Origin of the sequence: Streptomyces sp. NPDC001508, assembly GCF_040298665.1 — a bacterium.
Lineage (GTDB): Bacteria > Actinomycetota > Actinomycetes > Streptomycetales > Streptomycetaceae > Streptomyces.
On the sequence record NZ_JBEPAP010000003.1, the window covers coordinates 87568 to 112842 of the forward strand.

21 protein-coding genes and 1 pseudogene are annotated in these 25275 nt (G+C 72.3%); 17 read left to right on the forward strand and 5 right to left on the reverse strand.

Annotation, left to right across the window (positions count from 1 at the left end):
* Positions 1 to 22 precede the first annotated feature (22 nt).
* The 7 genes from ABT245_RS04460 to ABT245_RS04490 all read left to right on the forward strand — a co-directional run bounded on the left by ABT245_RS04460 (position 23) and on the right by ABT245_RS04490 (position 11242).
* Positions 23 to 1549 carry a leucyl aminopeptidase gene (locus ABT245_RS04460; RefSeq protein ID WP_351728425.1) on the forward strand — a complete coding sequence of 509 codons (1527 nt, stop codon included), beginning with the start codon at positions 23 to 25 and terminating at the stop codon, positions 1547 to 1549.
* 669 nt (positions 1550 to 2218) lie between these two features.
* The gene (lpdA, locus tag ABT245_RS04465) at positions 2219 to 3607 is read left to right on the forward strand and encodes a dihydrolipoyl dehydrogenase (protein WP_351728428.1); all 1389 of its coding nucleotides are present in this window, start codon (positions 2219 to 2221) and stop codon (positions 3605 to 3607) included.
* 61 nt (positions 3608 to 3668) lie between these two features.
* Positions 3669 to 5588: a 2-oxoglutarate dehydrogenase, E2 component, dihydrolipoamide succinyltransferase gene (gene sucB / locus ABT245_RS04470; RefSeq protein WP_351728431.1), complete on the forward strand. Its 1920-nt coding sequence runs from the start codon at positions 3669 to 3671 to the stop codon at positions 5586 to 5588.
* A gap of 236 nt (positions 5589 to 5824) precedes the next feature.
* Entirely contained in the window at positions 5825 to 6448 is a 624-nt protein-coding gene (locus ABT245_RS04475; RefSeq protein WP_351728433.1) for a GntR family transcriptional regulator, read from the forward strand.
* A 406-nt stretch (positions 6449 to 6854) separates the two neighbouring features.
* Positions 6855 to 9557 (forward strand): pyruvate dehydrogenase (acetyl-transferring), homodimeric type, encoded by a 2703-nt coding sequence (aceE, locus tag ABT245_RS04480; protein ID WP_351728435.1) that lies wholly within the window; start codon positions 6855 to 6857, stop codon positions 9555 to 9557.
* 133 nt (positions 9558 to 9690) lie between these two features.
* The gene (locus tag ABT245_RS04485; protein ID WP_351728438.1) at positions 9691 to 10665 is read left to right on the forward strand and encodes a helix-turn-helix transcriptional regulator; all 975 of its coding nucleotides are present in this window, start codon (positions 9691 to 9693) and stop codon (positions 10663 to 10665) included.
* A 55-nt stretch (positions 10666 to 10720) separates the two neighbouring features.
* The gene (locus ABT245_RS04490) at positions 10721 to 11242 is read left to right on the forward strand and encodes a DUF4240 domain-containing protein (protein ID WP_351728440.1); all 522 of its coding nucleotides are present in this window, start codon (positions 10721 to 10723) and stop codon (positions 11240 to 11242) included.
* A 13-nt stretch (positions 11243 to 11255) separates the two neighbouring features.
* Here ABT245_RS04490 and ABT245_RS04495 read toward each other — a convergent pair whose 3' ends face one another.
* Together ABT245_RS04495 and ABT245_RS04500 are read right to left on the reverse strand one after the other, a co-directional pair.
* Positions 11256 to 11477, reverse strand: coding sequence for a hypothetical protein (locus tag ABT245_RS04495; protein WP_351728442.1), 222 nt, complete (start codon positions 11475 to 11477; stop codon positions 11256 to 11258).
* Between the two features lie 171 nt (positions 11478 to 11648).
* Positions 11649 to 12401: a peptidoglycan recognition protein family protein gene (locus tag ABT245_RS04500; RefSeq protein WP_351728445.1), complete on the reverse strand. Its 753-nt coding sequence runs from the start codon at positions 12399 to 12401 to the stop codon at positions 11649 to 11651.
* A gap of 254 nt (positions 12402 to 12655) precedes the next feature.
* On the opposite strand from ABT245_RS04500, the gene ABT245_RS04505 reads away from it, so the two are divergent.
* A complete protein-coding gene (locus tag ABT245_RS04505; RefSeq protein WP_351728447.1) occupies positions 12656 to 13840 on the forward strand; it encodes a MarP family serine protease in 1185 nt (394 codons plus the stop codon).
* Between the two features lie 291 nt (positions 13841 to 14131).
* Here the strand turns inward: ABT245_RS04505 and ABT245_RS04510 are convergent, their stop codons facing one another.
* Positions 14132 to 14620 carry a GNAT family N-acetyltransferase gene (locus ABT245_RS04510; protein ID WP_351728449.1) on the reverse strand — a complete coding sequence of 163 codons (489 nt, stop codon included), beginning with the start codon at positions 14618 to 14620 and terminating at the stop codon, positions 14132 to 14134.
* Positions 14621 to 14691: 71 nt separating this feature from the next.
* Between ABT245_RS04510 and ABT245_RS04515 the strand changes: the two genes are divergently transcribed.
* Together ABT245_RS04515 and ABT245_RS04520 are read left to right on the forward strand one after the other, a co-directional pair.
* Positions 14692 to 15585, forward strand: a complete 894-nt coding sequence (locus ABT245_RS04515) for a TIGR01777 family oxidoreductase (RefSeq protein ID WP_351728451.1) — start codon at positions 14692 to 14694, stop codon at positions 15583 to 15585.
* Between the two features lie 162 nt (positions 15586 to 15747).
* Entirely contained in the window at positions 15748 to 17103 is a 1356-nt protein-coding gene (locus tag ABT245_RS04520; protein WP_351728454.1) for an NAD(P)/FAD-dependent oxidoreductase, read from the forward strand.
* Positions 17104 to 17223: 120 nt separating this feature from the next.
* On the opposite strand, the gene ABT245_RS04525 is transcribed toward ABT245_RS04520, so the two are convergent.
* Positions 17224 to 18705, reverse strand: a complete 1482-nt coding sequence (locus ABT245_RS04525) for an NsdA family TPR-like regulatory protein (RefSeq protein WP_351728457.1) — start codon at positions 18703 to 18705, stop codon at positions 17224 to 17226.
* A 237-nt stretch (positions 18706 to 18942) separates the two neighbouring features.
* Here ABT245_RS04525 and lipB point away from each other — a divergent pair, with 237 nt between their 5' ends.
* The 4 genes from lipB (at position 18943) to ABT245_RS04545 (ending at position 22173) form a co-directional block, all read left to right on the forward strand.
* A complete protein-coding gene (gene lipB / locus ABT245_RS04530; protein WP_351728459.1) occupies positions 18943 to 19743 on the forward strand; it encodes a lipoyl(octanoyl) transferase LipB in 801 nt (266 codons plus the stop codon).
* 216 nt (positions 19744 to 19959) lie between these two features.
* Positions 19960 to 20925, forward strand: a complete 966-nt coding sequence (gene lipA, locus ABT245_RS04535; RefSeq protein ID WP_351728462.1) for a lipoyl synthase — start codon at positions 19960 to 19962, stop codon at positions 20923 to 20925.
* 272 nt (positions 20926 to 21197) lie between these two features.
* Complete coding sequence (locus ABT245_RS04540) at positions 21198 to 21395, forward strand: SCO2195 family GlnR-regulated protein (protein WP_351728464.1); 198 nt, start codon at positions 21198 to 21200, stop codon at positions 21393 to 21395.
* Positions 21396 to 21471: 76 nt separating this feature from the next.
* Entirely contained in the window at positions 21472 to 22173 is a 702-nt protein-coding gene (locus ABT245_RS04545) for a DUF4191 domain-containing protein (RefSeq protein WP_351728467.1), read from the forward strand.
* 199 nt (positions 22174 to 22372) lie between these two features.
* Here ABT245_RS04545 and ABT245_RS04550 read toward each other — a convergent pair whose 3' ends face one another.
* Positions 22373 to 22840, reverse strand: a complete 468-nt coding sequence (locus tag ABT245_RS04550) for an RDD family protein (RefSeq protein ID WP_351728469.1) — start codon at positions 22838 to 22840, stop codon at positions 22373 to 22375.
* Between the two features lie 211 nt (positions 22841 to 23051).
* On the opposite strand from ABT245_RS04550, the gene glnA reads away from it, so the two are divergent.
* From glnA to ABT245_RS04565, 3 genes and pseudogenes are all read left to right on the forward strand, one after another.
* A complete protein-coding gene (gene glnA / locus ABT245_RS04555; protein ID WP_351728472.1) occupies positions 23052 to 24461 on the forward strand; it encodes a type I glutamate--ammonia ligase in 1410 nt (469 codons plus the stop codon).
* A 172-nt stretch (positions 24462 to 24633) separates the two neighbouring features.
* Positions 24634 to 24902, forward strand: a pseudogene (locus tag ABT245_RS04560) (DAK2 domain-containing protein); the annotation flags it as partial.
* 76 nt (positions 24903 to 24978) lie between these two features.
* Positions 24979 to 25233, forward strand: a complete 255-nt coding sequence (locus tag ABT245_RS04565; protein WP_351728475.1) for an SCO2583/SCO2584 N-terminal domain-containing protein — start codon at positions 24979 to 24981, stop codon at positions 25231 to 25233.
* Positions 25234 to 25275: the final 42 nt, after the last annotated feature.

The following is a 25275-nucleotide window of genomic DNA, read 5'->3' on the forward strand; positions in this document are numbered from 1 at the left end:
TCGGAAGCGAGATTTCACCACCGTGACTGCTCTGACTCTCAGCACCGCCGCGGCGCCCGGCCTGCGGGCCGACGCGATCGTCGTCGGTGTCGCAAAGGGCACCAAGGGCCCCGTCGTCGCACCGGGCGCCGAAGCCGTGGACAAGGCGTACGACGACAAGCTCGCCGGCGTCCTGGAGACCCTCGGTGCCACCGGCGCCGAGGGCGAGCTGACGAAGCTGCCCGCGCCGGCCGGCTTCAAGGCGCCGCTCGTGGTGGCGGTGGGCCTCGGCGACGAGCCCGCGAAGGGCGCCGCGCACGCCGCCGAGGCGCTGCGCAAGGCCGCCGGTGTCGCCGCCCGCGGGCTGAACGGCGCCAAGAAGGCCGCCTTCGCGCTGCCCCTCGCCGACGCCGCCGCCGTCTCCGCGATCGCCGAGGGCGTGCTGCTGGGCGCCTACTCCTTCGACACCTACAAGGACAGCGCCGGCAACGGCAAGACGGGCAACGGCAAGACGCCGCTCGCCGAGGCCGCGCTGCTCGGCGGCAAGCCCCGCGACAAGGAGCACAAGGCGGCCCTGGCGCGCGCCACCGCCGTCTCCGAGGAACTGAACCGCGCCCGCGACCTGGTCAACACCCCGCCGAACGACCTCACCCCGGAGGCGTTCGCGGCCATCGCCCAGGCCGCGGCCAAGGAGCACGGCATCAAGGCGCAGGTGCTCGACGAGAAGGCGCTGACCAAGGGCGGCTACGGCGGCATCCTCGGCGTCGGCGGCGGCTCGGCCGCGGCACCGCGCCTGGTGAAGCTGTCGTACACCAACCCGGCGGCGAAGAAGCACCTCGCTCTCGTCGGCAAGGGCATCACCTACGACTCGGGCGGCATCTCCCTCAAGCCGGCCGGTCACAACGAGACGATGAAGTGCGACATGAGCGGCGCCGCCGCGGTGTTCGCCGCGGTCGTGGCCGCCGCGCGGCTCGGCCTTGAGGTCAACGTCACCGGCTGGCTGGCGCTCGCCGAGAACATGCCCTCGGGCACTGCCACCCGTCCGGGTGACGTACTGCGGATGTACAGCGGCAAGACCGTCGAGGTGCTGAACACGGACGCGGAGGGCCGGCTGGTGCTGGCGGACGCGCTGTGGGCCGCCTCGCAGGAGAAGCCGGACGCGATCGTGGACGTGGCGACCCTGACCGGCGCCATGGTGCTGGCGCTGGGCAACCGCACCTTCGGGATCATGGCGAACGACGACGCGTTCCGCTCCGCGGTGCACGAGGCGGCCGAGCAGGTCGGCGAGCCGGCGTGGCCGATGCCGCTGCCCGACCATCTGCGCAAGGGCATGGACTCGCCGACCGCCGACATCGCGAACATGGGTGAGCGGATGGGCGGCGGGCTGGTCGCCGGGCTGTTCCTGAAGGAGTTCATCGGCGACGGCATCACCTGGGCGCACCTCGACATCGCCGGCCCGGCGTTCAACGAGGGCGGCCCGTTCGGGTACACGCCGAAGGGTGGTACGGGTTCGGCGGTGCGCACGCTGGTGCGGCTCGCGGAGCTTGCGGCGGTGGGTGACCTGGGCTGAGGTCGCCCACGGGCTCTGCCCGAGGGGGCGGGTGGCTGCGGACCGTGTCTTCGGCCGGTCGCGCAGTTCCCCGCGCCCCTATGTCTATGGGGTGGCTGAGGTGAGTTGTTCGCTGCGGGACGTTTGTGGCTTGTCGCGCAGTTCCCCGCGCCCCTTCGATGCGGTGCCGGTGATCGGTCGGGTGCAGCCCCGTCGGGGCCGATCGCGCAGTTCCCCGCGCCCCTTCGATGCGGTGCCGGTGATCGGTCGGGTGCGGCCTCGTCGTGGGCGGGCGCGCAGTTCCTCGCGCCCCCTCGGGACCTGCCGGTGATCGGTCGGGTGCAGCCCCGTCGGGGCCGATCGCGCAGTTCCCCGCGCCCCTTCGATGCGGTGCCGGTGATCGGTCGGGTGCAGCCCCGTCGTGGGCGGGCGCGCAGTTCCTCGCGCCCCCTCGGGGTGGTGCGGGTGATCGGTCGGCTGTGGGGGTGGTTGCCGGGTGGGACGTGGGGTGTCTCACACTCGGGCCCCGCGTCCCGTCCACCCCCGGCAGGTGCGAAGATGGAGCCCGGCAGGACAGGGCCCCACCACAGGGCCGAAGAAAGAGCGGCCGGACACCAGCCGACCGACCGGTCAACCCCGGGATGGGACCAAGGGGCCCGGCGTACGGCGCACATGCATGGAGGACGTGACGTGGCGAACGACGCCAGCACCGTTTTCGACCTAGTGATCCTCGGCGGTGGCAGCGGTGGTTACGCCGCGGCGCTGCGCGGGGCTCAGCTGGGCCTGGACGTCGCCCTGATCGAGAAGGACAAGGTCGGCGGCACCTGCCTGCACCGGGGTTGTATCCCCACCAAGGCCCTGCTGCACGCGGGCGAGATCGCCGACCAGGCCCGCGAGAGCGAGCAGTTCGGTGTCAAGACCACCTTCGAGGGCATCGACGTACCGGCCGTCCACAAGTACAAGGACGGCGTGGTCGCCGGTCTGTACAAGGGGCTGCAGGGCCTGATCGCCTCCCGCAAGGTGACCTACATCGAGGGTGAGGGCCGACTGTCCTCCCCGACCTCCGTCGACGTGAACGGCCGGCGCGTCCAGGGCCGGCACGTCCTGCTCGCGACCGGTTCCGTGCCGAAGTCCCTGCCGGGCCTGGTGATCGACGGAGACCGCATCATCTCCTCCGACCACGCCCTCGTCCTGGACCGCGTTCCGCAGTCCGCGATCATCCTGGGCGGCGGGGTCATCGGCGTCGAGTTCGCCTCGGCGTGGAAGTCGTTCGGTTCGGACGTCACGGTCATCGAGGGCCTCAAGCACCTCGTCCCGGTCGAGGACGAGAACTCCTCCAAGCTCCTTGAGCGCGCCTTCCGCAAGCGCGGCATCAAGTTCAACCTCGGCACCTTCTTCCAGAAGGCCGAGTACACCCAGAACGGGGTCAAGGTCACCCTCGCCGACGGCAAGGAGTTCGAGGCCGAGGTCCTGCTCGTCGCCGTCGGCCGCGGCCCGGTCTCCCAGGGCCTCGGCTACGAGGAGCAGGGTGTCGCCACGGACCGCGGCTATGTCCTGGTCGACGAGTACATGCGGACCAACGTCCCCACCATCTCCGCCGTCGGGGACCTCGTCCCGACCCTCCAGCTCGCGCACGTCGGTTTCGCCGAGGGCATCCTGGTGGCGGAGCGGCTGGCCGGTCTGAAGGTCGTTCCGATCGACTACGACGGTGTACCGCGGGTGACGTACTGCCACCCGGAGGTCGCCTCCGTCGGCATCACCGAGGCCAAGGCCAAGGAGATCTACGGCGCGGACAAGGTCGTCGCTCTGAAGTACAACCTGGCGGGCAACGGCAAGAGCAAGATCCTGAACACCGCGGGCGAGATCAAGCTCGTCCAGGTCAAGGACGGTGCCGTGGTCGGCGTCCACATGGTCGGCGACCGCATGGGCGAGCAGGTCGGCGAGGCCCAGCTGATCTACAACTGGGAGGCGCTGCCCTCCGAGGTGGCCCAGCTCATCCACGCCCACCCGACGCAGAACGAGGCGCTCGGCGAGGCCCACCTGGCCCTGGCCGGCAAGCCCCTCCACTCCCACGACTGAGCCTTCGGTCAACGGACGCGACGACACAGACTTCCGCAATTCGTTAGGAGCAACCGAAACCATGGCGGTTTCCGTAACCCTTCCGGCGCTCGGCGAGAGCGTCACCGAGGGCACTGTCACCCGCTGGCTGAAGGCCGAGGGCGAACGCGTCGAGGCCGACGAGCCACTGCTCGAGGTCTCGACCGACAAGGTGGACACCGAGATCCCCTCGCCCGCCGCGGGCGTACTGGCCTCCATCAAGGTCGCCGAGGACGAGACCGTCGAGGTCGGCGCCGAACTGGCCGTGATCGACGACGGCACCGGCGCGCCCGCCGCCGCACCGGCACCCGCTGCTGCCGAGGCCCCGGCCGCCGCACCCGCCCCGGCCGCCGCACCGGCACCGGTCGCCGAGGCCCCGGCCACTGAAGCGCCGGTCGCCGAGGCCCCGGCCGCCCCGGCTCCGGCCGCGGCCCCCGCTGCCGCCCCTGCCGCGGCTCCGGCCGGTGGCGCCCAGGGCACGGACGTGGTCCTGCCCGCGCTCGGTGAGTCCGTCACCGAGGGCACCGTCACCCGCTGGCTGAAGTCGGTCGGCGACAGCGTCGAGGCCGACGAGCCGCTGCTCGAGGTCTCCACGGACAAGGTGGACACCGAGATCCCGGCGCCCACCGCGGGCGTGCTGCTGGAGATCGTGGTGGGCGAGGACGAGACCGCCGAGGTCGGCGCCAAGCTCGCCGTCATCGGCGCCCCCGGTGCCGCCCCGGCACCGGCCGCCCCTGCCCCGGCCGCCGCTCCGGCGCCCGCGCAGGCCGCCCCCGCGGCTCCGGCACCGGCCCCCGCCGCCCCGCCGGCTCCCCCGGCCCCGGCCCCGGCTCCGGCTCCGGCTCCGGCTCCGGCTCCGGCTCCGGCTCCGGCTCCGGCTCCGGTCCAGCCTGCGGCACCGGCACCGGCACCGGCCGCGGTTCAGCCCGCTGCCCCTGCCCCTGCCCCGGCTCCGGCCGCCCCCGCTCCGGCCGCCCCGGCTCCGGTCAGCCCGGCCGCTCCCGCTCCCGCCGCGATCGCCGGTGACGAGGGCGCCTATGTGACCCCGCTGGTGCGCAAGCTCGCCGCCGAGAACGGCGTCGACCTGGCCACCGTCAAGGGCACCGGCGTCGGCGGCCGTATCCGCAAGCAGGACGTCATCGCCGCCGCCGAGGCCGCGAAGGCCGCCGCGGCCGCTCCGGCTCCGGCCGCTGCCGCCGCTCCGGCCGCGCGGAAGGCGGCGCCGGCGCTGGAGGTCTCCCCGCTGCGCGGCCAGACCGTCAAGATGCCCCGCATCCGCAAGGTCATCGGCGACAACATGGTCAAGGCGCTGCGCGAGCAGGCCCAGCTGTCGTCGGTCGTCGAGGTCGACGTCACCCGCCTGATGCGGCTGCGCACCCAGGCGAAGGACTCCTTCGCGGCGCGTGAGGGCGTCAAGCTCTCCCCGATGCCGTTCTTCGTCAAGGCCGCCGCGCAGGCGCTGAAGGCCCACCCGGTCATCAACGCCAAGATCAACGAGGCCGAGGGGACCATCACCTACTTCGACACCGAGCACATCGGTATCGCGGTGGACTCCGAGAAGGGCCTGATGACCCCGGTCATCAAGAACGCCGGCGACCTCAACATCGCGGGCATCGCCAAGGCCACGGCCGACCTGGCCGGCAAGGTCCGCGGCAACAAGATCACGCCGGACGAGCTGGCCGGTGCGACCTTCACCATCAGCAACACCGGTTCCCGTGGGGCGCTGTTCGACACGATCATCGTGCCGCCGGGCCAGGTCGCGATCCTCGGTATCGGCGCCACGGTCAAGCGTCCGGCCGTCATCGAGACGGAGGAGGGCACGGTCATCGGCGTCCGCGACATGACGTATCTGACCCTCTCCTACGACCACCGCCTGGTGGACGGCGCCGACGCGGCCCGCTACCTCACCGCGGTCAAGGCGATCCTGGAGGCAGGCGAGTTCGAGGTCGAGCTGGGCCTGTAACTCCCCCGCCCTTCGCCCCCGCCCGACCTCTCGGGCGGGGGCCCCGTCATATCCCCCGCACCACCCACCCCAAGGGGCACAAGGAACTGCGCAACCGGGCCGAAACCAGACTGTAAGTCTCGTCTCACCTGCGCGAAAGCGCCCCCACACGCCCTACCCGCGGAGCGAACCGGCCGTATTGTCTAAACGTCAATGCCCCCGGGGGCCGATGCGCGGCCCCTCCCTAAGGAGCCGTCATGACCGCGCCCGTCGTCCACTCGCTGCGCGAACAGATCCGCGAGCACATCGTGGAGGGAATCGTCAGCGGGCGCTGGAAGCCGGGCGAGCGGATCGTGGAGCGGCGGATCGCGACCGAGCTGGAGGTCAGCCAGACCCCCGTACGGGAGGCCCTGCGGGAGCTGGAGTCGCTGCGGCTGATCGAGTCGGCGCCGAACAAGGGCGTACGCGTGCGCAATTTGACGGCCGCCGACCTGGAGGAGAGCTACCCGGTGCGGGCCGGTCTCGAGGCCATCGCGGCGGAGCTGGCGGCCGAGCGGCTGGCCCGGGACTGCTCGGCGCTAGAGCCGCATGTCGCCGCCCTGTACGAGGCCGACCGCAGGTCCGACGGCACGGCCCAGGTGCGGCACACCGTGGCCTTCCACCGCGAGCTGGTCCGCGCGGCGGGCAACTCGGTGCTCCTGCACACATGGGAGGGCCTGGGCATCGAGGTGTTCACGGCGCTGTCGATCCGCTGGCTGGGCACCGTGCAGCAGTCCTACGCCGAGGAACACGAGGATCTGGTGGCCGCGTTCAAGACCCGGGACCCGCTCATCGCGGAACTGGTGAAGGCCCACGTCCTGGGCTGCGCCCCGAGACCCTAGAACCAGCACCGCAACCCGATCCCCCGCGGCCCGCCGCGACGCGCAACCACAACCCAGAACCCGCAACCCGCTACGGCCCGGAACTCGCACTCCACATCCCCCGGACACAGACCACAGCCCGGCCCCGCCCTCGCCCCCACCCTCAACACCCCTTGCCCAAACGCCGCTCCACCTGCGACAACACCGACAAACCGCCGTCACCCGGTGCCACCGCCGGAGGCACCCCGTGCCGAGTTTCTCGGAATCGAGAGGTTTTGCCCGTCAACCCTTTGATCGATCATCGATCAGGGAGTTACAGTCGCCGACGGACTACCACCCGAGTCCACGCCCTGTCCTGCCAAAGACCAAGGGCACCCCTGAACTCTTACCGCTGAGGGAACCCCCTTCGACTGAGGAAGGCGGCGACATGACCGACCCCCACGCCATCCAGCCGAGCGCGCTCGACCAGCTCCCGGACCGCGACCCCGAGGAGACCGCCGAGTGGCGTGCCTCGCTCGACGCCGTCGCCAGGGAGGCCGGGCCGCACCGTGCCGCGTATCTGATGCGCCGCACGCTGGAGCGCGCCGAGGCGGCCGGTGTCGCGCTGCCGAAGCTCCTCGAAACCGACCACGTCAACACCATCCCCACCGCCGCCGAGCCGGCCGTACCCGGCGACGGGGCCATGGAGGCGCGGATCACCGCCTGGAACCGCTGGAACGCGGCGGCGATGGTGACCCGGGGCAGCAAACAGGGCGTCGGCGGCCATATCGCCACCTTCGCCTCCGCCGCCTGGCTGTACGAGATCGGCTTCAACCACTTCTTCCACGGCAAGGAGGGCGATGGCTCCGGCGACCAGCTGTACATCCAGGGCCACGCCTCCCCCGGCATCTACGCCCGCGCCTTCCTCGACGGCCGGCTCGACGAGACGCAGCTCGACAACTTCCGCCAGGAGGCCGGCGGCAACGGTCTGCCGTCCTACCCGCACCCGCGCCGCCTGCCCTGGCTGTGGGAGTTCCCGACGGTGTCGATGGGCCTCGGCCCGCTGTCGGCGATCTACCAGGCGCGCTTCAACCGGTATCTGACGGCGCGCGGCATCAAGGACGTCGCCGCGTCCCACGTCTGGGCCTTCCTCGGCGACGGCGAGATGGACGAGCCCGAGTCGACGGCGGCGCTCGCGCTGGCGGCGCGTGAGGGGCTGGACAACCTCACCTTCGTCATCAACTGCAACCTGCAGCGCCTCGACGGTCCGGTGCGCGCCAACTTCAAGATCGTGCAGGAGCTGGAGGCCCAGTTCCGCGGCGCCGGCTGGAATGTCGTCAAGTCGCTGTGGGGTTCGGCCTGGGACGAGCTGTTCGCCCTCGACACCACCGGCGCGCTGGTACGCAGGCTGCGCGAGGTACCGGACGCGCAGGTCCAGACGTACCAGACCCGCAACGCCGCCTACATCCGCGAGGACTTCTTCGGCAAGGACCCGGCGCTCGTCGAGATGGCGAAGCTGCTGAGCGACGACAAGATCACGGAGTGTTTCCACCTCTCCCGCGGTGGTCACGAGGCCCGCAAGGTCTACGCGGCCTACCGGGCCGCCCTCGCGCACAAGGGCGCTCCGACCGTCATCCTGGCCCAGACCGTCAAGGGCTTCACCCTCGGCGAGGGCTTCGCGTCGAAGAACGCCAACCACCAGATGAAGAAGCTGACGGTGGACGAGTTCAAGGCGATGCGCGACCTGCTGGAGCTGCCGATCCCGGACAGCGCCTTCGCCGACGGCCAGGTGCCCTACGGCCACCCGGGCGCCGACTCCCCCGAGGTGCGCTACCTCCAGGAGCGGCGCGCGGCGCTCGGCGGCCCGGCCCCGGCCCGCCGCGTGCACCCGCTCGCCCCGCTGCCCGCGCCCGCCGACAAGTCCTTCGCCGCCTTCGACAAGGGCTCCGGTACGCAGAGCGTGGCGACCACCATGGCGTTCGTCCGGCTGGTCAAGGACCTGGTCCGCGACAAGGAGACCGGCAGGCGCTGGGTGCCGATCGTGCCGGACGAGGCGCGCACCTTCGGCATGGAGTCGCTGTTCCCGTCGCTCGGCATCTACTCGCCCAAGGGCCAGACGTACGAGCCGGTCGACCGCGACCAGCTGATGTACTACAAGGAGGCCAAGAACGGCCAGATCCTCAACGAGGGGATCACCGAGGCCGGTTCGATGGCCGACTTCATCGCCGCTTCGACGTCGTACGCGACGCACGGCGAGGCGATGATCCCCTTCTACATCTTCTACTCGATGTTCGGCTGGCAGCGCACGGCCGACCAGATGTGGCAGCTCGGCGACCAGCTCGGCCGCGGCTTCCTGGTCGGCGCCACGGCCGGCCGTACCACGCTGACCGGTGAGGGCCTGCAGCACGCCGACGGCCACTCCCCCGTCATCGCCGCGACCAACCCGGCGGCGCTGACGTACGACCCGGCGTTCGCGTACGAGATCGCGACCATCGTCAAGGACGGCCTTCGCCGGATGTACGGCCAGGCCGCGCCGGGCGAGGACTCGAACGTCTTCTACTACCTGACCGTCTACAACGAGCCGCTGCCGCAGCCGGCCAAGCCGTCGACGGCCGGTATCGACGAGGGCATCGTCAAGGGCCTGTACCGCTTCAACACGGCGGAGTCGGCGGGGCTCGCCCCCACCGCCAACGCCCCGCGGATCCAGCTGCTGGGTTCCGGTACGGCCATCCACTGGGCGCTGGCCGCGCAGAAGCTGCTCGCCGAGGAGTGGGGGGTGGCGGCCGACGTCTGGTCGGCGACGTCCTGGACGGAGCTGCGGCGGGACGCGATGGAGGCCGACGCGGCGCTGCTGCGCGGCGAGGACCGGGTGCCGTACGTCCGTCGGGCGCTCCAGGGCGCCGAGGGCCCGGTGCTCGCTGTCTCCGACTACATGCGTCAGGTGCCGGACCAGATCGCGCAGTGGGTGGAGCAGGACTACTCCTCGCTGGGCACCGACGGCTTCGGTCTGTCGGACACCCGCCCGGCCGCCCGCCGCCACTTCGGCGTCGACGCGGAGTCGATCGTCGTCGCGGCGCTGGCCCACCTCGCCCGGCGCGGCGAGGTGAAGACCACCTCGGTGAAGGAGGCCCGCGAGCGGTACGGGCTGTAGAAACACCGAACACCGAACACCCGGTCACCGTGCCCCCGGTGACGGCCCCCGCCGCACCGGGGGCCGTCACCGGGGGCGCGGCCCGTACGGCCTGGTGGGCCCCGTTGTCAGAGGGGGGCGGCATCATGGGGGGATGCGTGCTGCTCGGCTGATCAAGATGGTGCTGCTGTTGCAGTCCCGGCCCTCGATGACCGCCGCCGAACTCGCCAAGGAACTGGAGGTGTCGGAGCGGACCGTCACCCGGGACGCGCAGGCCCTGTCGGAGGCGGGGGTTCCGGTGTACGCGGACCGGGGGCGGGCCGGCGGCTACCGGCTGATCGGCGGGTACCGTACGCGGCTGACGGGGCTGGCGCGCGGCGAGGCCGAGGCGCTGTTCCTGAGCGGGGTGCCGGGGGCGCTGCGCGACATGGGACTTGAGGACGCGGCCTCGGCGGCGCGGCTGAAGGTGTCCGCCGCGCTGCTGCCCTCTGTGCGGGACGCGCCGCGGACGGCCGCGCAGCGGTTCCATCTGGACGCGCCCGGCTGGTTCCGGGAGCCGGAGACGCCGGAACTGCTGCCCGCGGTCGCCGAGGCGGTCTGGGACGACCGCTGTCTCACGGCCCGCTACCGCCGCGGCGAGGCCGAGGTGGAGCGCACGCTGGAGCCGTACGGGCTGGTGCTGAAGGCCGGCGCCTGGTATCTGTGCGCGCGGGTGCCGGACGCGGACGCGTTCCGGACGTACCGGGTGGACCGGTTCACGGCCGTCGGCGGCCCTGGCCCCCGCTTCGCCCGGGACGAGGAGTTCGACCTGCCCGGCTTCTGGGCGGCACAGGCGGAGCGGTTCGCCCGGTCGCTGCTGCGCACCGAGGTCGTCGTACGGCTGTCCGCGCAGGGGGTGCGGCGGCTCGGGCACGCCGTCGATCCGCTCTGCGCGCGGGAGGCGCTGCGGTCCGCGGGCGAAGCGGACGCACGGGGCTGGGTGACGGCGACCCTGCCGGTGGAGTCCGAGGAGGTCGCGCACGCGCAGCTCACCGCGCTCGGCCCGGAGGTGGAGGTGCTGGCGCCCGCGGCGCTGCGGGACCGGTTCGCGCGGGACGCCGCCCGGCTCGCCCTGCTGTACCGCGGCTGACGGTCCCGCGCGCACTCCGCGTGCGTCCCGCCCGCGCAGGCCCGATGCTGGACCCGTGATGGACGAGATGGAGTTCTGGGAGCTGGTGGACGCCGCCCGCGAGGCCGCCGAGGGCGACCCGGAGGACCAGGCTGACCTGCTCGTGGAGCGGCTGGGCCAACTCGACCCGGAGGCGGTGCTGGACTTCGCCCGTCACTTCGAGTCCCGCTACAACCGTGCCTACCGCTGGGATCTGTGGGGCGCGGCCTGGGTGCTGCTGGACGGGGCGAGCGACGACGCGTTCGACTTCTTCCGCTGCTGGCTGATCGGGCAGGGCCGGGACGTCTTCGAGGGCGCCCTGCACGACCCGGACTCGCTGGCCGATCTGCTGGAGGACTTCGACGAGGAGATCGACGGCGACGGCGAGGAGCTGGGCTACGCGGCGGACGAGGCGTACGAGCAGCTCACCGGCACCGTGGCCCCGGACCTGGGGGTGGCGCCGGCGCCCGCAGAGCCGGAGGGCACACCGCTCGACTTCGAGAACGAGCGGGTCCTCGCGCAGCGGTATCCGAAGCTGTGGGGCCGGTTCCGGGGGTGAGCCGGTGACCGGGTCAGACCGCGCCGCGCCTGCGGCCGGTGTCCATGGGCAGACAGGCCTGCGGCTGCTCGGTCCGCACGGCCAGGTGCAGGGGCGCCTTGTTGGCCTGGTCGAGGGCGGACGCGGTGGCGGCGGCCGGCCCGAGCAGCACGGCGCCGACGACACACACGACCGTCCACAGGCCATGGACCGGCCGGCCGCGACCGGGGGCCGCCTTGCCGGGCTGCCGCACCACCTGCGCGGCTCCCGCGTTTCCCCTGCTTGCCGTGGTCCCCGTGCTTGGGGTGACCCCCGTACCGCTGCTGTGCATGATCCCTGCCTTCGGTCGGCTGCTGTCGTCCACGACCGTAGGGCGGGCGGCTCTGCGGAGGCTGCGCGGCGGCTGTGGTGTTCCTGTGCGCCGGCCTCATCGCCGCCCTTGCAGGCGCGCCGCCGTGTTCCTGATGTCGGGCAGCCTGGCCGTCAGGGCCGCGCCGGGGCAGTTGGTCGGGAACCCGGCGTCATGGCCGGAGACGGCCGGCAGGGCGGCGACGGCACCGACCGGATAGCGGCTGCGGGCGTTGCTGGACACCAGGCGGGTGACGGCCCGTGGATCGACGCCTGCCAGACCCAGCTTCCAGGCGGTCAGGGCGGCGATCGCGTCGGTCATGGCGCGCGGCACGGGGATGCCTGCGGTGAAGGTGCCGATGGCGGCGATGCCGGCGGTGCGGTGATTGAAGCCCTGGGCGTGGGCGCCGGTGACGGCGCGTTCGATGCCGCCCGCCCGGCCCTCGTAGATGGTGCCGCAGCGGTCGACGAGGAAGTTGTAGCCGATGTCGTCCCAGTGGCGGCCGGTGGTCTGGCCCGCGTACAGGCGGCGGATGACCTCGGGCGTCTTGGCGCAGGTGTAGTCGTTGGGCGAGTCGGTGTGGTGGACGAAGACGGCGACGACCGCGTCGTCGTAGCGCGGGGGCGGCTGGGTGCGACGCACGGTGGCGTCCAGCCAGGCGGAGCGCGGCAGGATGACGGGCTGGGCGGCCTGGTAGGGCGATGCGCTGCGCGGCGCCGCGGGCCGTGGCAGCGCCACGGGGCTCTGCACGCCGCGGGCGCACAGCAGCAGTGTGAGGCCGGCGGCGACGCCGGGCAGACAGGCGGCGAGCGCCAGGACCGTCCGGGGCACGCGGCGCCCGCCGCGGCGCCGCGTCCGCCACCGCGCCCGCTCCCGCGTTCTTTTGATGACCCACATGATCCTCACTGTGGGTCGCTCACGGCACGCCCGCGATGTGTGCTGTGCCACCCGGTGGAACCATCGTCCCGGTCCGGGGCGTTTTTGTGGGTACACGCGCACGTGGCGGGTTCAGGTCCGTCCCCGGCGCGGGACTGATCACCGGGAGCGTTCCGCCCGTATAAGGGGTCCGAGAGAAAGGCGGCTCCGTGGACCTGCTCGATGTGCTGCTTGTGCTGGTGGTTCTCATGTACGCGGCGTCCGGCTACCGGCGCGGGCTGGTGGCGGGCTGTGTCTCGCTGGCCGGTTTCGTGGGCGGCGCGATCGTCGGGGTGTGGATCCTGCCGTGGGTGATGGACCTGGTCACCCGTGGGACGACCGCGGCGACGGTGACCGCCGTGCTGACGGTGCTCGTGCCGGCGGCGGTGGGGCACGAACTGGCGGGGCGGCTGGCGCTGCGGCTGCGGCGCGAACTGGACCGGGGGCCGTTGCGGGCGGCCGACGGGCTGGGCGGCGCGGCGGCCAACGCGGCGGCCGTGCTGATCGTGGCGTGGGTGGCGGCGAGCGTGCTGGGCGCGTCGTCGTCGCCGCTGGTGACGTCCGCGATCCGGAACTCGGCGGTGCTGGGCGCGGTGCAGAACGCGATGCCGGACACCACGCCCGCGTGGTTCTCCCGTGCCACGTCCGCGCTGACCGAGGCGGGCTTCCCCCAGGTGTTCAACCCGTTCGAGAACGAGTCGACGGCCGAGGTCGCCCGGCCGTCCGGCGACAGCGTCACGGCCGGCGCCCTGAACGCGGCGCGGACGAGCACGGTGAAGATCGAGGGTGTCTCGGGCACCCAGGGCCGCGAGGGCAGCGGATTCGTGTATGCGCCGCGGCATGTGATGACGAACGCGCATGTGGTGGCGGGCATCGACAACCCGAGCGTGCGGGTGGGCGGCGTCGGGCGGGTGTACACCTCCCGGGTGGTGCTGTTCGACCCGCAGAAGGACGTGGCGGTGCTGTACGTGCCGCGGCTGAGCGCGCCCGCGCTGAACTTCGACGACGGCGCGCGGCGCGGCGAGCCGGCGGTGGTCGCGGGCTATCCGCAGGACGGCGGCCTGGACCTCCAGGCGGCCACGGTGGCGAACCGGATCCGGGCGACGGGCCAGAACATCTACAACGACGCCACGGTCACCCGTGAGATCTACTCGATCCGCTCGACGGTGCGCCCCGGCAACTCCGGCGGTCCGCTGCTGACCACCGACGGCCGGGTCTTCGGCGTGGTCTTCGCGCGCTCCACCTCGGACGCCGAGACGGGTTACGTCCTGACGGCGGGCGAGGTGGCGGGCGACGCCCGGCGCGCGGCGACCGCGACGACGCCGGTGAGCACGGGCGCTCTGGTCAGCTCATGAGACCCCGACGACACCGGGGCACGGGCGACCCGGGCAGCTCATGAGACCCCGACGACACCGAGAGCACGGGCGACCCGGTCAGTTCACGAGACCCCGACGACACCGAGAGCACAGGCGACCCGGGCAGCTCACGAGGCTCACAGCGGGCGACCCGGACAGCTCACGAAACCCCCACGACACCGAGAGCACAGGCGACCCGGACAGCTCACGAGGCTCACAGCGGGCGACCCGGACAGCTCACGAAACCCCCACGACACCGAGAGCACAGGCGACCCGGGCAGCTCGTGAGGCTCATAGTGGGCGGCCCATGAACACGTCGTCGACGTACTCGCCGGCCAGCAGGAACTCCGCGGGCAGTACCCCTTCGACGGCGAAGCCCTCGGACTCGTAGAGCCGCCGGGCGGGCGTGTTGTGCCCGAGGACGCGCAGGGTGATGCGGCGGGCGCCGCGCCGCCGCGCCTCGTCCTGCACCGCCCGCAGCAGCGCCCGGCCGATGCCGGCACCGCGCGCCGTGTCGGCGACGGCCAGCCCCTGGATCTGGCGGACGTGCGCGTTGCAGGCCAGCTCGGTGGGCAGGGCGAGCCGGATGTAGCCGACGAGGACGCCGTCGAGTTCCGCGACGAGATGGTCCTCGGGTCCGCAGCGCTCGGTGAAGAACGGCGGGTAGGGCGGCCGGGGCCTCGGCTGCACGGCGTGCAGCGGCGACCAGGTGGCCCGGTCGAGAAGGCTCAGCGCCTCCTCGTCCTCGGGGGTGGCACGGCGTATGTACGGTTCGGACATGGCGGTCACTGTAGGCCGGGAAGACGGCAGGCCGCCCCGGGTTTCGCGGCGGCACCGGGCAGGATGGGGGTATGGAACGTTCGCGCATCGCGGTGGCCGGGGCCTCCGGTCTCATCGGCGCCGCCCTGGTCCGGTCCCTGACGGCCGACGGACACGAGGTGGTGCGGCTGGTCCGGCGCGCGCCCGCCGGTCCCGGCGAGGTCCGCTGGGACCCGGAGCGGCGGTCTGTGGACGCGGCCGGGCTGGCCGGCTGCGCCGCCGTGGTCAACCTGGCGGGCGCCGGGGTGGGCGACCACCGGTGGACGGACGCCTACAAGCGGCGGATCCGGGACAGCCGGGTGCTGGGCACGGAGACGCTGGCGCAGGCCGTCGCGGCGTTGGAGGAGCCGCCGCGGGTGTTCGTGAACGGCAGCGCGATCGGCTACTACGGCACGACCGGGAACCGGGTCGTGGACGAGGGGGCGCCGCCGGGAGACGGTTTCCTGCCGTCCCTGTGCGTGGCGTGGGAGGCGGCGACGGGGCCCGCGCGGCAGGCCGGGATCCGGACGGTGCACGCGCGCACCGGGCTGGTGGTGAGCCGCCGGGGCGGTGCCTTCGGGCGGCTGTTCCCGCTGTTCCGGGCCGGGCTCGGGGGGCGGCTGGGCGACGGGCGGCAGTACTGGTCGTTCATCGCGCTGCATGACACGGTCGCCGCGCTGCGTCATCTCATCGACACCGAGGAACTGTCCGGCCCGGTGAATCTGACCGCTCCGCGGCCGGTGACGAACCGTGAGATCACCGCGGCCATGGGCCGGGTGCTGCACCGGCCGACGCTCTTCGCCGTGCCGGCTCCCGTGCTGCGGACGGTGCTGGGCGAGCTGGCCGGGGATGTGCTGGGCAGTCAGCGGGCGGTGCCCAGGCGGCTGCTGGAGTCGGGGTTCGTCTTTGCGTTCCCCGGGGTCGAGGACGCGATCCGCGCCGCCTGATGAACTCCTGTGACCGTATGCGACCGTCGTGCGACCGTGCCCTGTCGATGCGCGACTGTTCTTGACCCATCACGGCCCTACCCTCGACCCGAACTCGGGTATTCCTGCTGCCTGTCGGGGCACGAGGCCCCCACCGGCCGCGTAACGTCGAGGAGGAGCCTCGTGCTTGAGCCCGTGTACCAGGCGGACGTCGTCGTAGTGGGCGCCGGGGTCGCCGGCCTGTCGGCGGCCCATCGCCTCACCAGCGCAGGTGTGACGACCGCGGTCCTGGAAGCCGCCCCCTGCGTCGGCGGCCGTATGTCGACGGAGAAGGTCGACGGTTTCCGGCTCGACCGGATCGGACGGCTCCTGTCCACGTCGTATCCCGAACTGCGCCTGACGCCCGGGCTCGACGCCCTCGTCCTGCGCACCTTCGCGCCCGGCCTGCTGCTGCACCACGACGGGCGCCGGCAACGCGCGGGCGCCCCGGCGGGCGCGGGGAGCACAAGGGGCGCACTCCATGCCGTGCGCGCCTTGGCGGGCGCCCCCAGAGGCTCGGCCGCGCCCTCCGCACGGGCGGGCGCCCGCTCCCTCGACATCGGCGCACCCCTGCGGCTGCGCGCCCTGCTCGGCCGGATCGCCACGACCCCCGTCGAGCGTTTACTGGCCCGCCCCGAACTCCCCGCCGCCCAGGCCCTCGTGGTCCGCGGCATGCCCGCCCGCACGGTCGACGGCTTTCTGCGCCCGCTGCTCGCCGCCCTGCTGTGCGACCCGGAGCTGGCCACGTCCAGCCGGTGCGCCGACCTCGCGCTGCGCTCGTTCGTCGGTGGCCGGCTGTGCCTGCCGGAGGGCGGCGCCGAGGCGCTGCCGGAGCTGCTGGCCGGCGCGCTGCCGCCGGGCACCGTGCACACCGGGGTCCGGGTCACCTCCGTCTCCACCACCTCGGTGACCACCGCCGAACACGGCGAGATCCGCTGCCGTGCGGTCCTGCTGGCGACCGACGCGCGCGCCGCCGCCGAACTGCTGCCGGGCCTGCGGGTGCCGGACTTCCACCCGGTGACCGTGGTGCACCACACGACGGACGAGCCGCCGGCGACGGGCGCCTCGCTGCTGCTCGACGCCGACCGCGGCGGCCCGGTCGCGCACACCGCGGTCGTCAGCGAGGTCGACCCGAGCCGGGCGCCCGCGGGCCGTGCCCTGGTCTCCTCGACGGTCCTGGGCGCTCCCCCGGAGGGCGTCGACACGGCCGTACGCATGCATCTGTCCCGGCTGTACGGCATCTCGACGCACCGCTGGGAGACCCTGGCCGTGCACCACACCCCCGAGGCGGTGCCCGCGATGCGCCCGCCGCACGATCTGCGCCGCCCGGTGCGGCTGCTGGCGGGCCTGTATGTGTGCGGGGACCATCGCGACACCAGCACCGTCCAGGGCGCGCTGCACTCCGCCCGCCGCGCCGCCTCGGCGATCCTGGCGGACCTGGGCGCGGCCGGTTCGATGCACCACGCGGACCCGCTGCCCGCGATGCGGAAAGCCGCCTGACCCCCACAGGGAACGGCACGACCAAGCGCCCCAAAGGGGCGCGGGGAACGGCGCGACCAGCCCCGACGAACCCGCACCCGCCGATCCACCGAACCCCCCGAGCCCTCAGGCGCCCCCGGTTCAGCCGAGCGCCGCGACCCTGTCGCGGTACCCGCGCACCGGCGCGGCGTCCTTGTACGGCTCCAGCCGCCGCTCGAAGTCCCTGACGTACTCCAGCGCGCGCACCGAACGCATCTCCGTGGCCTGCCCGGCCGCCTCCGCGCCCAGCGCGCACGCCTGGTCGAGTTCGCCGAGGCCGAGGCGGGCGGTGGCGAGGACGACCCGGCAGAACAGCCGGCTGCGGGCGTACGCCGGGGCGCTCAGCCGCAGGGAGCGTTCGGCGTGCTGGGCGGCGGCCCGGTACTGCTGCAGGTCCCGGTGGCAGTGCCCGAACTCGTCGGCGAGCTGCGCCTCGTCGAAGAACCGCGCCCAGTGCGGCACCTCGTCACCGGGCCGGGCCGCCTCCAGCGCACGCTCGGCCCGCACCAGTGCGCCGGTGCACGCCCGCACCTCGCCGAGCACGCCGTGCGCACGCGCCTCGACGGAGTGCAGCAGGGCCTGCACCACGGGCGGGGCGCCGGTCCCGACCCCCTGCTGGGCCACCCGCGCCAGCTGGACGGCCTCCCGCCCGTGCCCGAGGTAGACGGCTTGGCGGCTCATGGTGACCAGCACATAGGAGCCGTACGCCCGGTCCCCCGCCACCTGGGCGAGCCGCAGCGCCTGCACGAAGTAGCGCTGGGCCAGTCCGTGCGCGGCGATGTCGTACGACGTCCAGCCGACGAGCCGGGTGAGATCGGCCGCCGCGGCGAACAGCCGGCGGCCGGTCTGCTCGCCGTAGACGCCGCGCAGCATCGGCTCGCACTCGTGCTCCAGGTAGCGCACCAGGGCCTGCCTGGCGTGGCCGCCGCCGTACTGGTGGTCGAGGGCCCGGAACAGCTCGCAGACGGAGCGCAGCGCGGCGATGTCGCCGCCGGTGACCTTGTGCGGGACCCCGCGGTCGACCTGGCCGCGCGGCCGCGGCGGGACATGCGCCGCCCGCGCGGCGGGGACCGCGGGCCGCGGCGACGACAGAGGGCCGCCCTGTGCGGGCACCCGGGGGGCGGGTTCGCTGCGGGCCACCCGGTCGTCGGCCCGGCCGATCAGCCAGTCCCGGCTGGGCACCACGAGCCCCGCCGCGGTGAACGCGATCTTGCGCAGCTCGGTGTGGCTGCCGGAGTCCTTGCGCCACAGCCCGCTGACGATGTCGACGGCCTCCTCGGGGCCGGCCGCGAACTCCAGCCCGGCGTAGACCGGGGCACAGGCGTCGAGGCCGAGGTCCTGGGCGGTGAGCCGGCGCCCGAGCCTGCGGGTGAAGACCTCCGCGATCAGGGCGGGCGTGGTGCCCCGCGGCTGCTGCCCCCGAAGCCATCTGGTCACCGACGTCTTGTCGTATCTGAGGTCCAGTCCGTGTTCCAGACCGAGCTGGTCCACGCGGCGGGCCAGACCCGCGTTGGAGAACCCCGCTTCCGCGATGAGCGCGGCGAGCTGGCGGTTGGGAGTGCGCTGCGCGGGTCGTTCCGTCATATGCGGTACGGTCTCCTGCCTCCCGGGCCGACATGCCCGGATTGCCTGTGAGCAGCCCTTATGGCCTCATGAACGGCGCGAATGTAGCGGAGAGTGAGCAGCGACTCGCACATCTCGCCGCTCATTCATTCGATCGTGTGAGGCGGGACCGCGAAGCTGACGCGTGACGGCCGGACGTACAGTGGCTTGGGCGCGTTACGTGCCTGACACACCCTTCGCCCTAGGGAGGCGCTTGCCGTGAGTGAGTTGCGGTTCGTCCGCATGGGGTTCGGCGCGGATGCCGTCGAGTACCGGGAGGCGTGGGACGAACAGCGCCGGGTGCACGCGGCGCGGTTCGCCGACGAGGTCCCCGACACCGTTCTGCTGCTGGAGCACCCGCCCGTCTACACCGCGGGCCGGCGCACCGAGGACAGCGAACGGCCGCTCGACGGCACACCGGTCGTCGACGTGGACCGCGGCGGCAAGATCACCTGGCACGGCCCCGGCCAGCTCGTCGGCTACCCGATCCAGAAGCTCCCGCGCCCGGTCGACGTCGTCGCACACGTGCGGCGCCTGGAGGAGGCGCTGATCCGCAGCTGCGCGGAGTACGGCCTGGAGACCACCCGGGTCGAGGGCCGCAGCGGGGTGTGGGTACTCGGCGACCCGGTCGAACGGCGCCCGGCGGTCGGCGGGCTCTCCCTGGACTTCGATCCACGCCTGAACGACGAGGAGTTCGACCCCCGCCTCAACGGCCCGGAGTACGCCCCGTCCAACGCCGGCCAGCGGCGCGAGGACCGCAAGATCGCCGCGATCGGCATCCGCGTCGCCAAGGGCGTCACGATGCACGGCTTCTCCTTCAACGTGAACCCGGACAACGCCTGGTTCGACCGGATCATCCCGTGCGGCATCCGGGACGCGGGCGTCACCTCGCTCGCCGCGGAGCTGGGCCGTGACATCACGGTCGAGGAGGTCCTGCCGACGGTCGAGCGCCACCTGCGGGACATCCTGGAGCACGCGGACCTCAAGCCCCGCGAAGTCGAACGAAAGCCGGCGGCCTAGGGCTGGCCCAGTCCCCACCACGTGACGACAAGGCCCGGCACATGACCACAGAGCCCGGCCCCAACAGCCCGTCCGGCGCTTGAGGACGAGGCCGTCAAGGCCGAAGCGGGGGCCTGGGGGCGGCAGCCCCCAGCAGGGCGGGCACCACCGCCGGGCATTCAAATCAACGGGCGTACCCTTGAAGTCGCCGAAGAATCAATCGCTAGGGAGCCGGTCGTGTCCGCAGTCGCACCAGACGGACGCAAGATGCTGCGCCTGGAGGTCCGTAACAGCCAGACCCCCATCGAGCGCAAGCCCGAGTGGATCAAGACCCGGGCGAAAATGGGCCCCGAGTACACGAAGATGCAGAACCTGGTCAAGAGCGAGGGTCTGCACACGGTCTGCCAGGAAGCCGGCTGCCCGAACATCTACGAGTGCTGGGAGGACCGCGAGGCGACGTTCCTCATCGGCGGCGACCAGTGCACCCGGCGCTGCGACTTCTGCCAGATCGACACCGGCAGGCCCGCCGCGCTCGACCGCGACGAGCCGCGCCGGGTGGGCGAGTCCGTGGTCACCATGGACCTGAACTACGCCACCGTCACCGGCGTCGCCCGCGACGACCTGGCGGACGGCGGCGCCTGGCTGTACGCCGAGACCGTGCGCCAGATCCACCGGCAGACGGCGGACCGCGAGGGCGGCCGTACGAAGGTGGAGCTGCTGGCCCCCGACTTCAACGCCGTCCCGGAGCAGCTGGCCGAGGTCTTCTCCTCGCGCCCCGAGGTCTTCGCGCACAACGTCGAGACCGTGCCGCGGATCTTCAAGCGGATCCGTCCCGGCTTCCGCTACGAGCGCTCCCTGAAGGTCATCACCGACGCCCGCGACCACGGCCTGGTCACCAAGTCCAACCTGATCCTCGGCATGGGCGAGACCCGCGAGGAGATCAGCGACGCACTGCGGCAGCTGCACGAGGCGGGCTGCGAGCTGGTCACCATCACGCAGTATCTGCGTCCTTCCGTGCGGCACCACCCCGTGGAGCGCTGGGTCAAGCCGCAGGAGTTCGTGGAGCTGAAGGAGGAAGCCGAGCAGATCGGCTTCTCGGGCGTGATGTCGGGGCCGCTGGTACGGTCCTCCTACCGTGCCGGGCGGCTGTACCAGATGGCCGTCGAGAAGCGTGGCGCGTTCGTCGCCGCCCAGGCGGTCTGAGGCACCGTCACCTCCCTTGCGCGGGGCGGGGATCCGGGGTCGTATGAGTTCGCGCACACCCCGTTACCCGCCAGTAGAGTCCGGGTAAGTCGCGGCCCCGACCGTCCTCGCAGATGAGAGGCGCGTGTCGGGGCCGCGTCACCGTTTCGGGCCCCCGAATCAAGGCTTCATCGGTGTTTGACCGGTCGGTCACGCCCTGGTAACACCAAACAGTGACCCTGGACTCACGCCATGCGCACCCGTTCCCGAAGCCGTATCGAGGGGGGACCTCCATGCAGGCAGCGCCCGTTCGCGCCACCGCCATCCCGAGCTTCACCGACGCACTCCGCGCCGTCGAGTCCCTGCTGATGAGCGGCGGTCAGCGCACCGCCCGCCGCAACGCCTGGACCTCCGTCCTGGAGGACCGCCGCCGCGCCCAGGACCGGGTCGAGGCGCAACGCGTCCTGGAGCAGGCCGCCACCCGCTCCTGACGCCCCGCACCTTCCGGGCGTCACCGTCGGGACACTGCCGTCGAAGGCGCTTGCCGGGCCACGTAGACTTCGTGACATGGCGAGGAAGGAAACCGCAGCGGACGCTGCGAACACCGGGCGACTGAAGCAGATCGCTCTGACGTACAAGATGACCCGCAAGGCCGACAAGAAGATCGGTCTTGTACTCGCGGCTGTCGGCATCGCCACCTTCGGTGTCTTCCTCGCGATCGGCTTCCTGATCGGTCACCCGCTCTATCTCGGCATCCTGGGAGTGCTGCTCGCCTTCCTCGCGACGGCGATCGTCTTCGGCCGCCGTGCCGAGCGGGCCGCGTTCGGTCAGATGGAGGGCCAGCCGGGCGCCGCCGCGGCCGTCCTCGACAACATCGGCCGGGGCTGGACGACTACCCCCGCGGTGGCGATGAACCGCAGCCAGGACGTGGTGCACCGGGCCGTCGGCAAGGCCGGCATCGTGCTGGTGGCCGAGGGCAACCCGAACCGTGTGAAGAGCCTGCTGGTCGCCGAGAAGAAGAAGATGAACCGCATCGTGGCGGACGTGCCGGTGCACGACCTGATCGTCGGCACGGGCGAGGACCAGGTCGCGCTGAAGAAGCTGCGCACCACCATGCTGAAGTTCCCGCGCGTCCTGACCGGCCCGCAGGTGACCGCCACCAACGACCGGCTGCGCGCCCTGGGCGATCTGATGAGCAACATGCCGCTGCCGAAGGGCCCGATGCCCAAGGGCATGCGGATGCCGAAGGGCGGCCCGAAGGCCCGCTGACCGCCTACGACGAGGGGGGCGCCCGGGAATCTCCGGGCGCCCCCCTCGTCGTAGGCGCAAGCAACGCTCCGTCGTAGACGCAAGCAACGCTCCCTCGTCGTCGCTCGTGAGCCACGCTCCCTCGTCGTCGCTCGAAGCCACGCTCCGTCGGTACCCGTAAGCCGTGTGCCCCAGGCCCCGGACGCTTCGGAGCACGCCCTCAGACGCGGACCTGCACCGTGCGGGCCAGGCGGTCGTGCAGGCCCCGGCCGTCGCGGTCCCAGATGAGCGCAGGCAGGGCGAGGAACAGCAGGACCGTGCGCAGCAGGACGCGCAGCGGGTTGACACGGCCGGTGTCGAGCGCGACCACCCGGAGGCCGAAGAGCCGCTTGCCCGGGGTGAAGCCGACCGTACCGACGGTGAGCAGGATCAGCGCGAAGAGGATGATCGGGGCCCAGACCTGGGCCGCACGGTTGTAGCTGTCCGTGATCAGACCGTATGCGATCAAGAGGCACAGTCCCCAGTCCACGGCGAGCGCGCCCAGCCGCCGTCCCGGGCGGGCGATCGAGCCCGGCCCGTGCTCCGGCAGACCGAGCTGTTCACCCCGGTGTCCGAGGTCGGCACCGGCCTCTTCCATGGCCGCGCGCGGCCCGGAGAGCCACGACCCCATTGCTTGCCTGTTGTCCACCCGTCCACGGTACTGCGCCCGGGAACGACCGGGAGACGGCGGGGTGCGTCGGGGCTACCGTGGAAGCCGGACCGGTTAACTTCTGCGAAACAAATGGGTCACGCCCGAGAAATCACCCGTACCTATGGTCGAGCCAGCGTGTGCCACCGCACTGGCCGCACGAACGAACTACCACCCCGGCGACAGGACGGTCGGGAGTAGGAGGAGCTGGATGTTCCAGAACGCCGACGAGGCCAAGAAGTTCATCGCGGACGAGGACGTCAAGTTCATCGACGTCCGCTTCTGCGACCTGCCGGGCGTGATGCAGCACTTCACGGTGCCGGTCGAGGCGTTCGACCCGGACGACGAGCTGGCCTTCGACGGGTCCTCGATCCGTGGCTTCCAGGCCATTCACGAGTCCGACATGGCGCTGCGCGCCGACCTGTCGACCGCCCGGGTGGACCCGTTCCGCCGGGACAAGACCCTCAACATCAACTTCTTCATCCACGACCCGATCACGGGCGAGCAGTACTCCCGTGACCCGCGCAACGTGGCGAAGAAGGCCGAGGCGTACCTCGCCTCCACCGGGATCGCGGACACCGCGTACTTCGGTCCCGAGGCCGAGTTCTACGTCTTCGACTCCGTCCGCTTCGCCACCAGCGCGAACGAGTCCTTCTACCACATCGACTCCGAGGCGGGCGCCTGGAACACCGGTGCGCTGGAGGACAACCGCGGTTACAAGGTCCGCTACAAGGGCGGCTACTTCCCGGTCCCGCCGGTCGACCACTTCGCCGATCTGCGTGCCGAGATCTCCCTGGAGCTGGATCGGGCCGGCCTCAAGGTCGAGCGCCAGCACCACGAGGTGGGCACGGCGGGCCAGGCTGAGATCAACTACAAGTTCAACACGCTGCTCGCCGCCGCCGACGACCTTCAGCTCTTCAAGTACATCGTGAAGAACGTCGCCTGGCGCAACGGCAAGACCGCGACGTTCATGCCGAAGCCGATCTTCGGTGACAACGGTTCGGGCATGCACGTCCACCAGTCGCTGTGGAGCGGCGGCGACCCGCTGTTCTACGACGAGCAGGGCTACGCCGGACTCTCTGACACCGCCCGCTACTACATCGGCGGCATCCTCAGGCACGCCCCGTCGCTGCTGGCCTTCACCAACCCGACGGTGAACTCGTACCACCGTCTGGTGCCCGGCTTCGAGGCCCCGGTCAACCTGGTCTACTCGCAGCGCAACCGCTCCGCGGCCATGCGCATCCCGATCACGGGCTCCAACCCGAAGGCCAAGCGCGTCGAGTTCCGCGCGCCCGACTCCTCCGGCAACCCGTACCTCGCCTTCTCGGCGCTGCTCCTCGCGGGCCTGGACGGCGTCAAGAACAAGATCGAGCCGGCCGAGCCGATCGACAAGGACCTGTACGAGCTGGCCCCCGAGGAGCACGCCGGTGTCCCGCAGGTCCCGACCTCGCTCCCGGCGGTCCTGGACTCCCTGGAAGCCGACCACGAGTTCCTGCTCGCGGGCGACGTCTTCACGTCCGACCTGATCGAAACGTGGATCGACTTCAAGCGCACCAACGAGATCGCCCCCCTCCAGCTCCGCCCCCACCCGCACGAGTTCGAGCTGTACTTCGACGTCTAAAGAGCGGGTGCACTGACCCGGGCCCGAGCCCGCCGCTCGACGGCACGGTGCACTGAAGACGCCTAGCGGCACCCTTGAGGTCCGTCACCCCCTGCGACACGGGGGGTGACGGACCTCGACGTCGTACGACCGGCTTCCCGAGGGCAGGGCGGGGGCGGGGCCGTTTGTGGGGGGTGCCGCGGTGGAGGCGGGCGTCGAGGCCGGGCGGCCGTACCGGATCCGGATCAGCCACTTGGCCATGGCGACGTGCACACCCGCGGTGGCGCGCTGCCGTCCCGGGAGCGGGCGCAGCGGGCCGTCGTCGCGGTCGTGCCCGGCGAGGGACTGGCCGGGCTGTACGCCGAGGCCGGGGCCACCACCGTGCTCGCCCGCCCCGGCGAGCCGCCCGCGAGCGGCGAGCTGGTCGAGGCGGTACGGCAGGCCCACGCGCGTGAGGTCGTGGGGGTGAGGTGGGGTGGGGTGGGGTCGTACTGTATGGTGTACGGCTGTTCGACAGGGGTGACGGGGAGACACGGGGATGTCGGTACAGGACGACGGCGAGCGCGAGTTCGATCTGAGGTGGGCGGATGCCGCCGAGCACAAGGAGCCGTCCGCGCGGGCGCGGATGCTCGCCGCCCGGTGGAAGGAGAACCCGCCGGACCCGGCCCCGTTCCGCGCCGCCCCGGAGCCGGTCGTGCCGCGCCGGTCGTCATGGGTGTCGACCGTGATCGTGCTCGGCTGCGTCGCCGCGGTGATCCTGCTGCTGGGCTGGGCCCAGATGCGCACGCCCTAGGGCAGCCCTAGGGGCGGCCGGGGTACGCAGGAGCGGCCGGTC

Coding starts and splice junctions, on each gene's coding strand:
- ABT245_RS04545 (WP_351728467.1), top strand. CDS start 21,472: ATGGCGAGGAAGGAAACCGCAGCGGACGCTGCGAACACCGGGCGACTG.
- ABT245_RS04475 (WP_351728433.1), top strand. CDS start 5,825: ATGACCGCGCCCGTCGTCCACTCGCTGCGCGAACAGATCCGCGAGCAC.
- ABT245_RS04515 (WP_351728451.1), top strand. CDS start 14,692: ATGGAACGTTCGCGCATCGCGGTGGCCGGGGCCTCCGGTCTCATCGGC.
- sucB (WP_351728431.1), top strand. CDS start 3,669: ATGGCGGTTTCCGTAACCCTTCCGGCGCTCGGCGAGAGCGTCACCGAG.
- ABT245_RS04485 (WP_351728438.1), top strand. CDS start 9,691: ATGCGTGCTGCTCGGCTGATCAAGATGGTGCTGCTGTTGCAGTCCCGG.
- ABT245_RS04565 (WP_351728475.1), top strand. CDS start 24,979: ATGTCGGTACAGGACGACGGCGAGCGCGAGTTCGATCTGAGGTGGGCG.
- ABT245_RS04510 (WP_351728449.1), bottom strand. CDS start 14,620: ATGTCCGAACCGTACATACGCCGTGCCACCCCCGAGGACGAGGAGGCG.
- aceE (WP_351728435.1), top strand. CDS start 6,855: ATGACCGACCCCCACGCCATCCAGCCGAGCGCGCTCGACCAGCTCCCG.
- glnA (WP_351728472.1), top strand. CDS start 23,052: ATGTTCCAGAACGCCGACGAGGCCAAGAAGTTCATCGCGGACGAGGAC.
- ABT245_RS04540 (WP_351728464.1), top strand. CDS start 21,198: ATGCAGGCAGCGCCCGTTCGCGCCACCGCCATCCCGAGCTTCACCGAC.
- ABT245_RS04525 (WP_351728457.1), bottom strand. CDS start 18,705: ATGACGGAACGACCCGCGCAGCGCACTCCCAACCGCCAGCTCGCCGCG.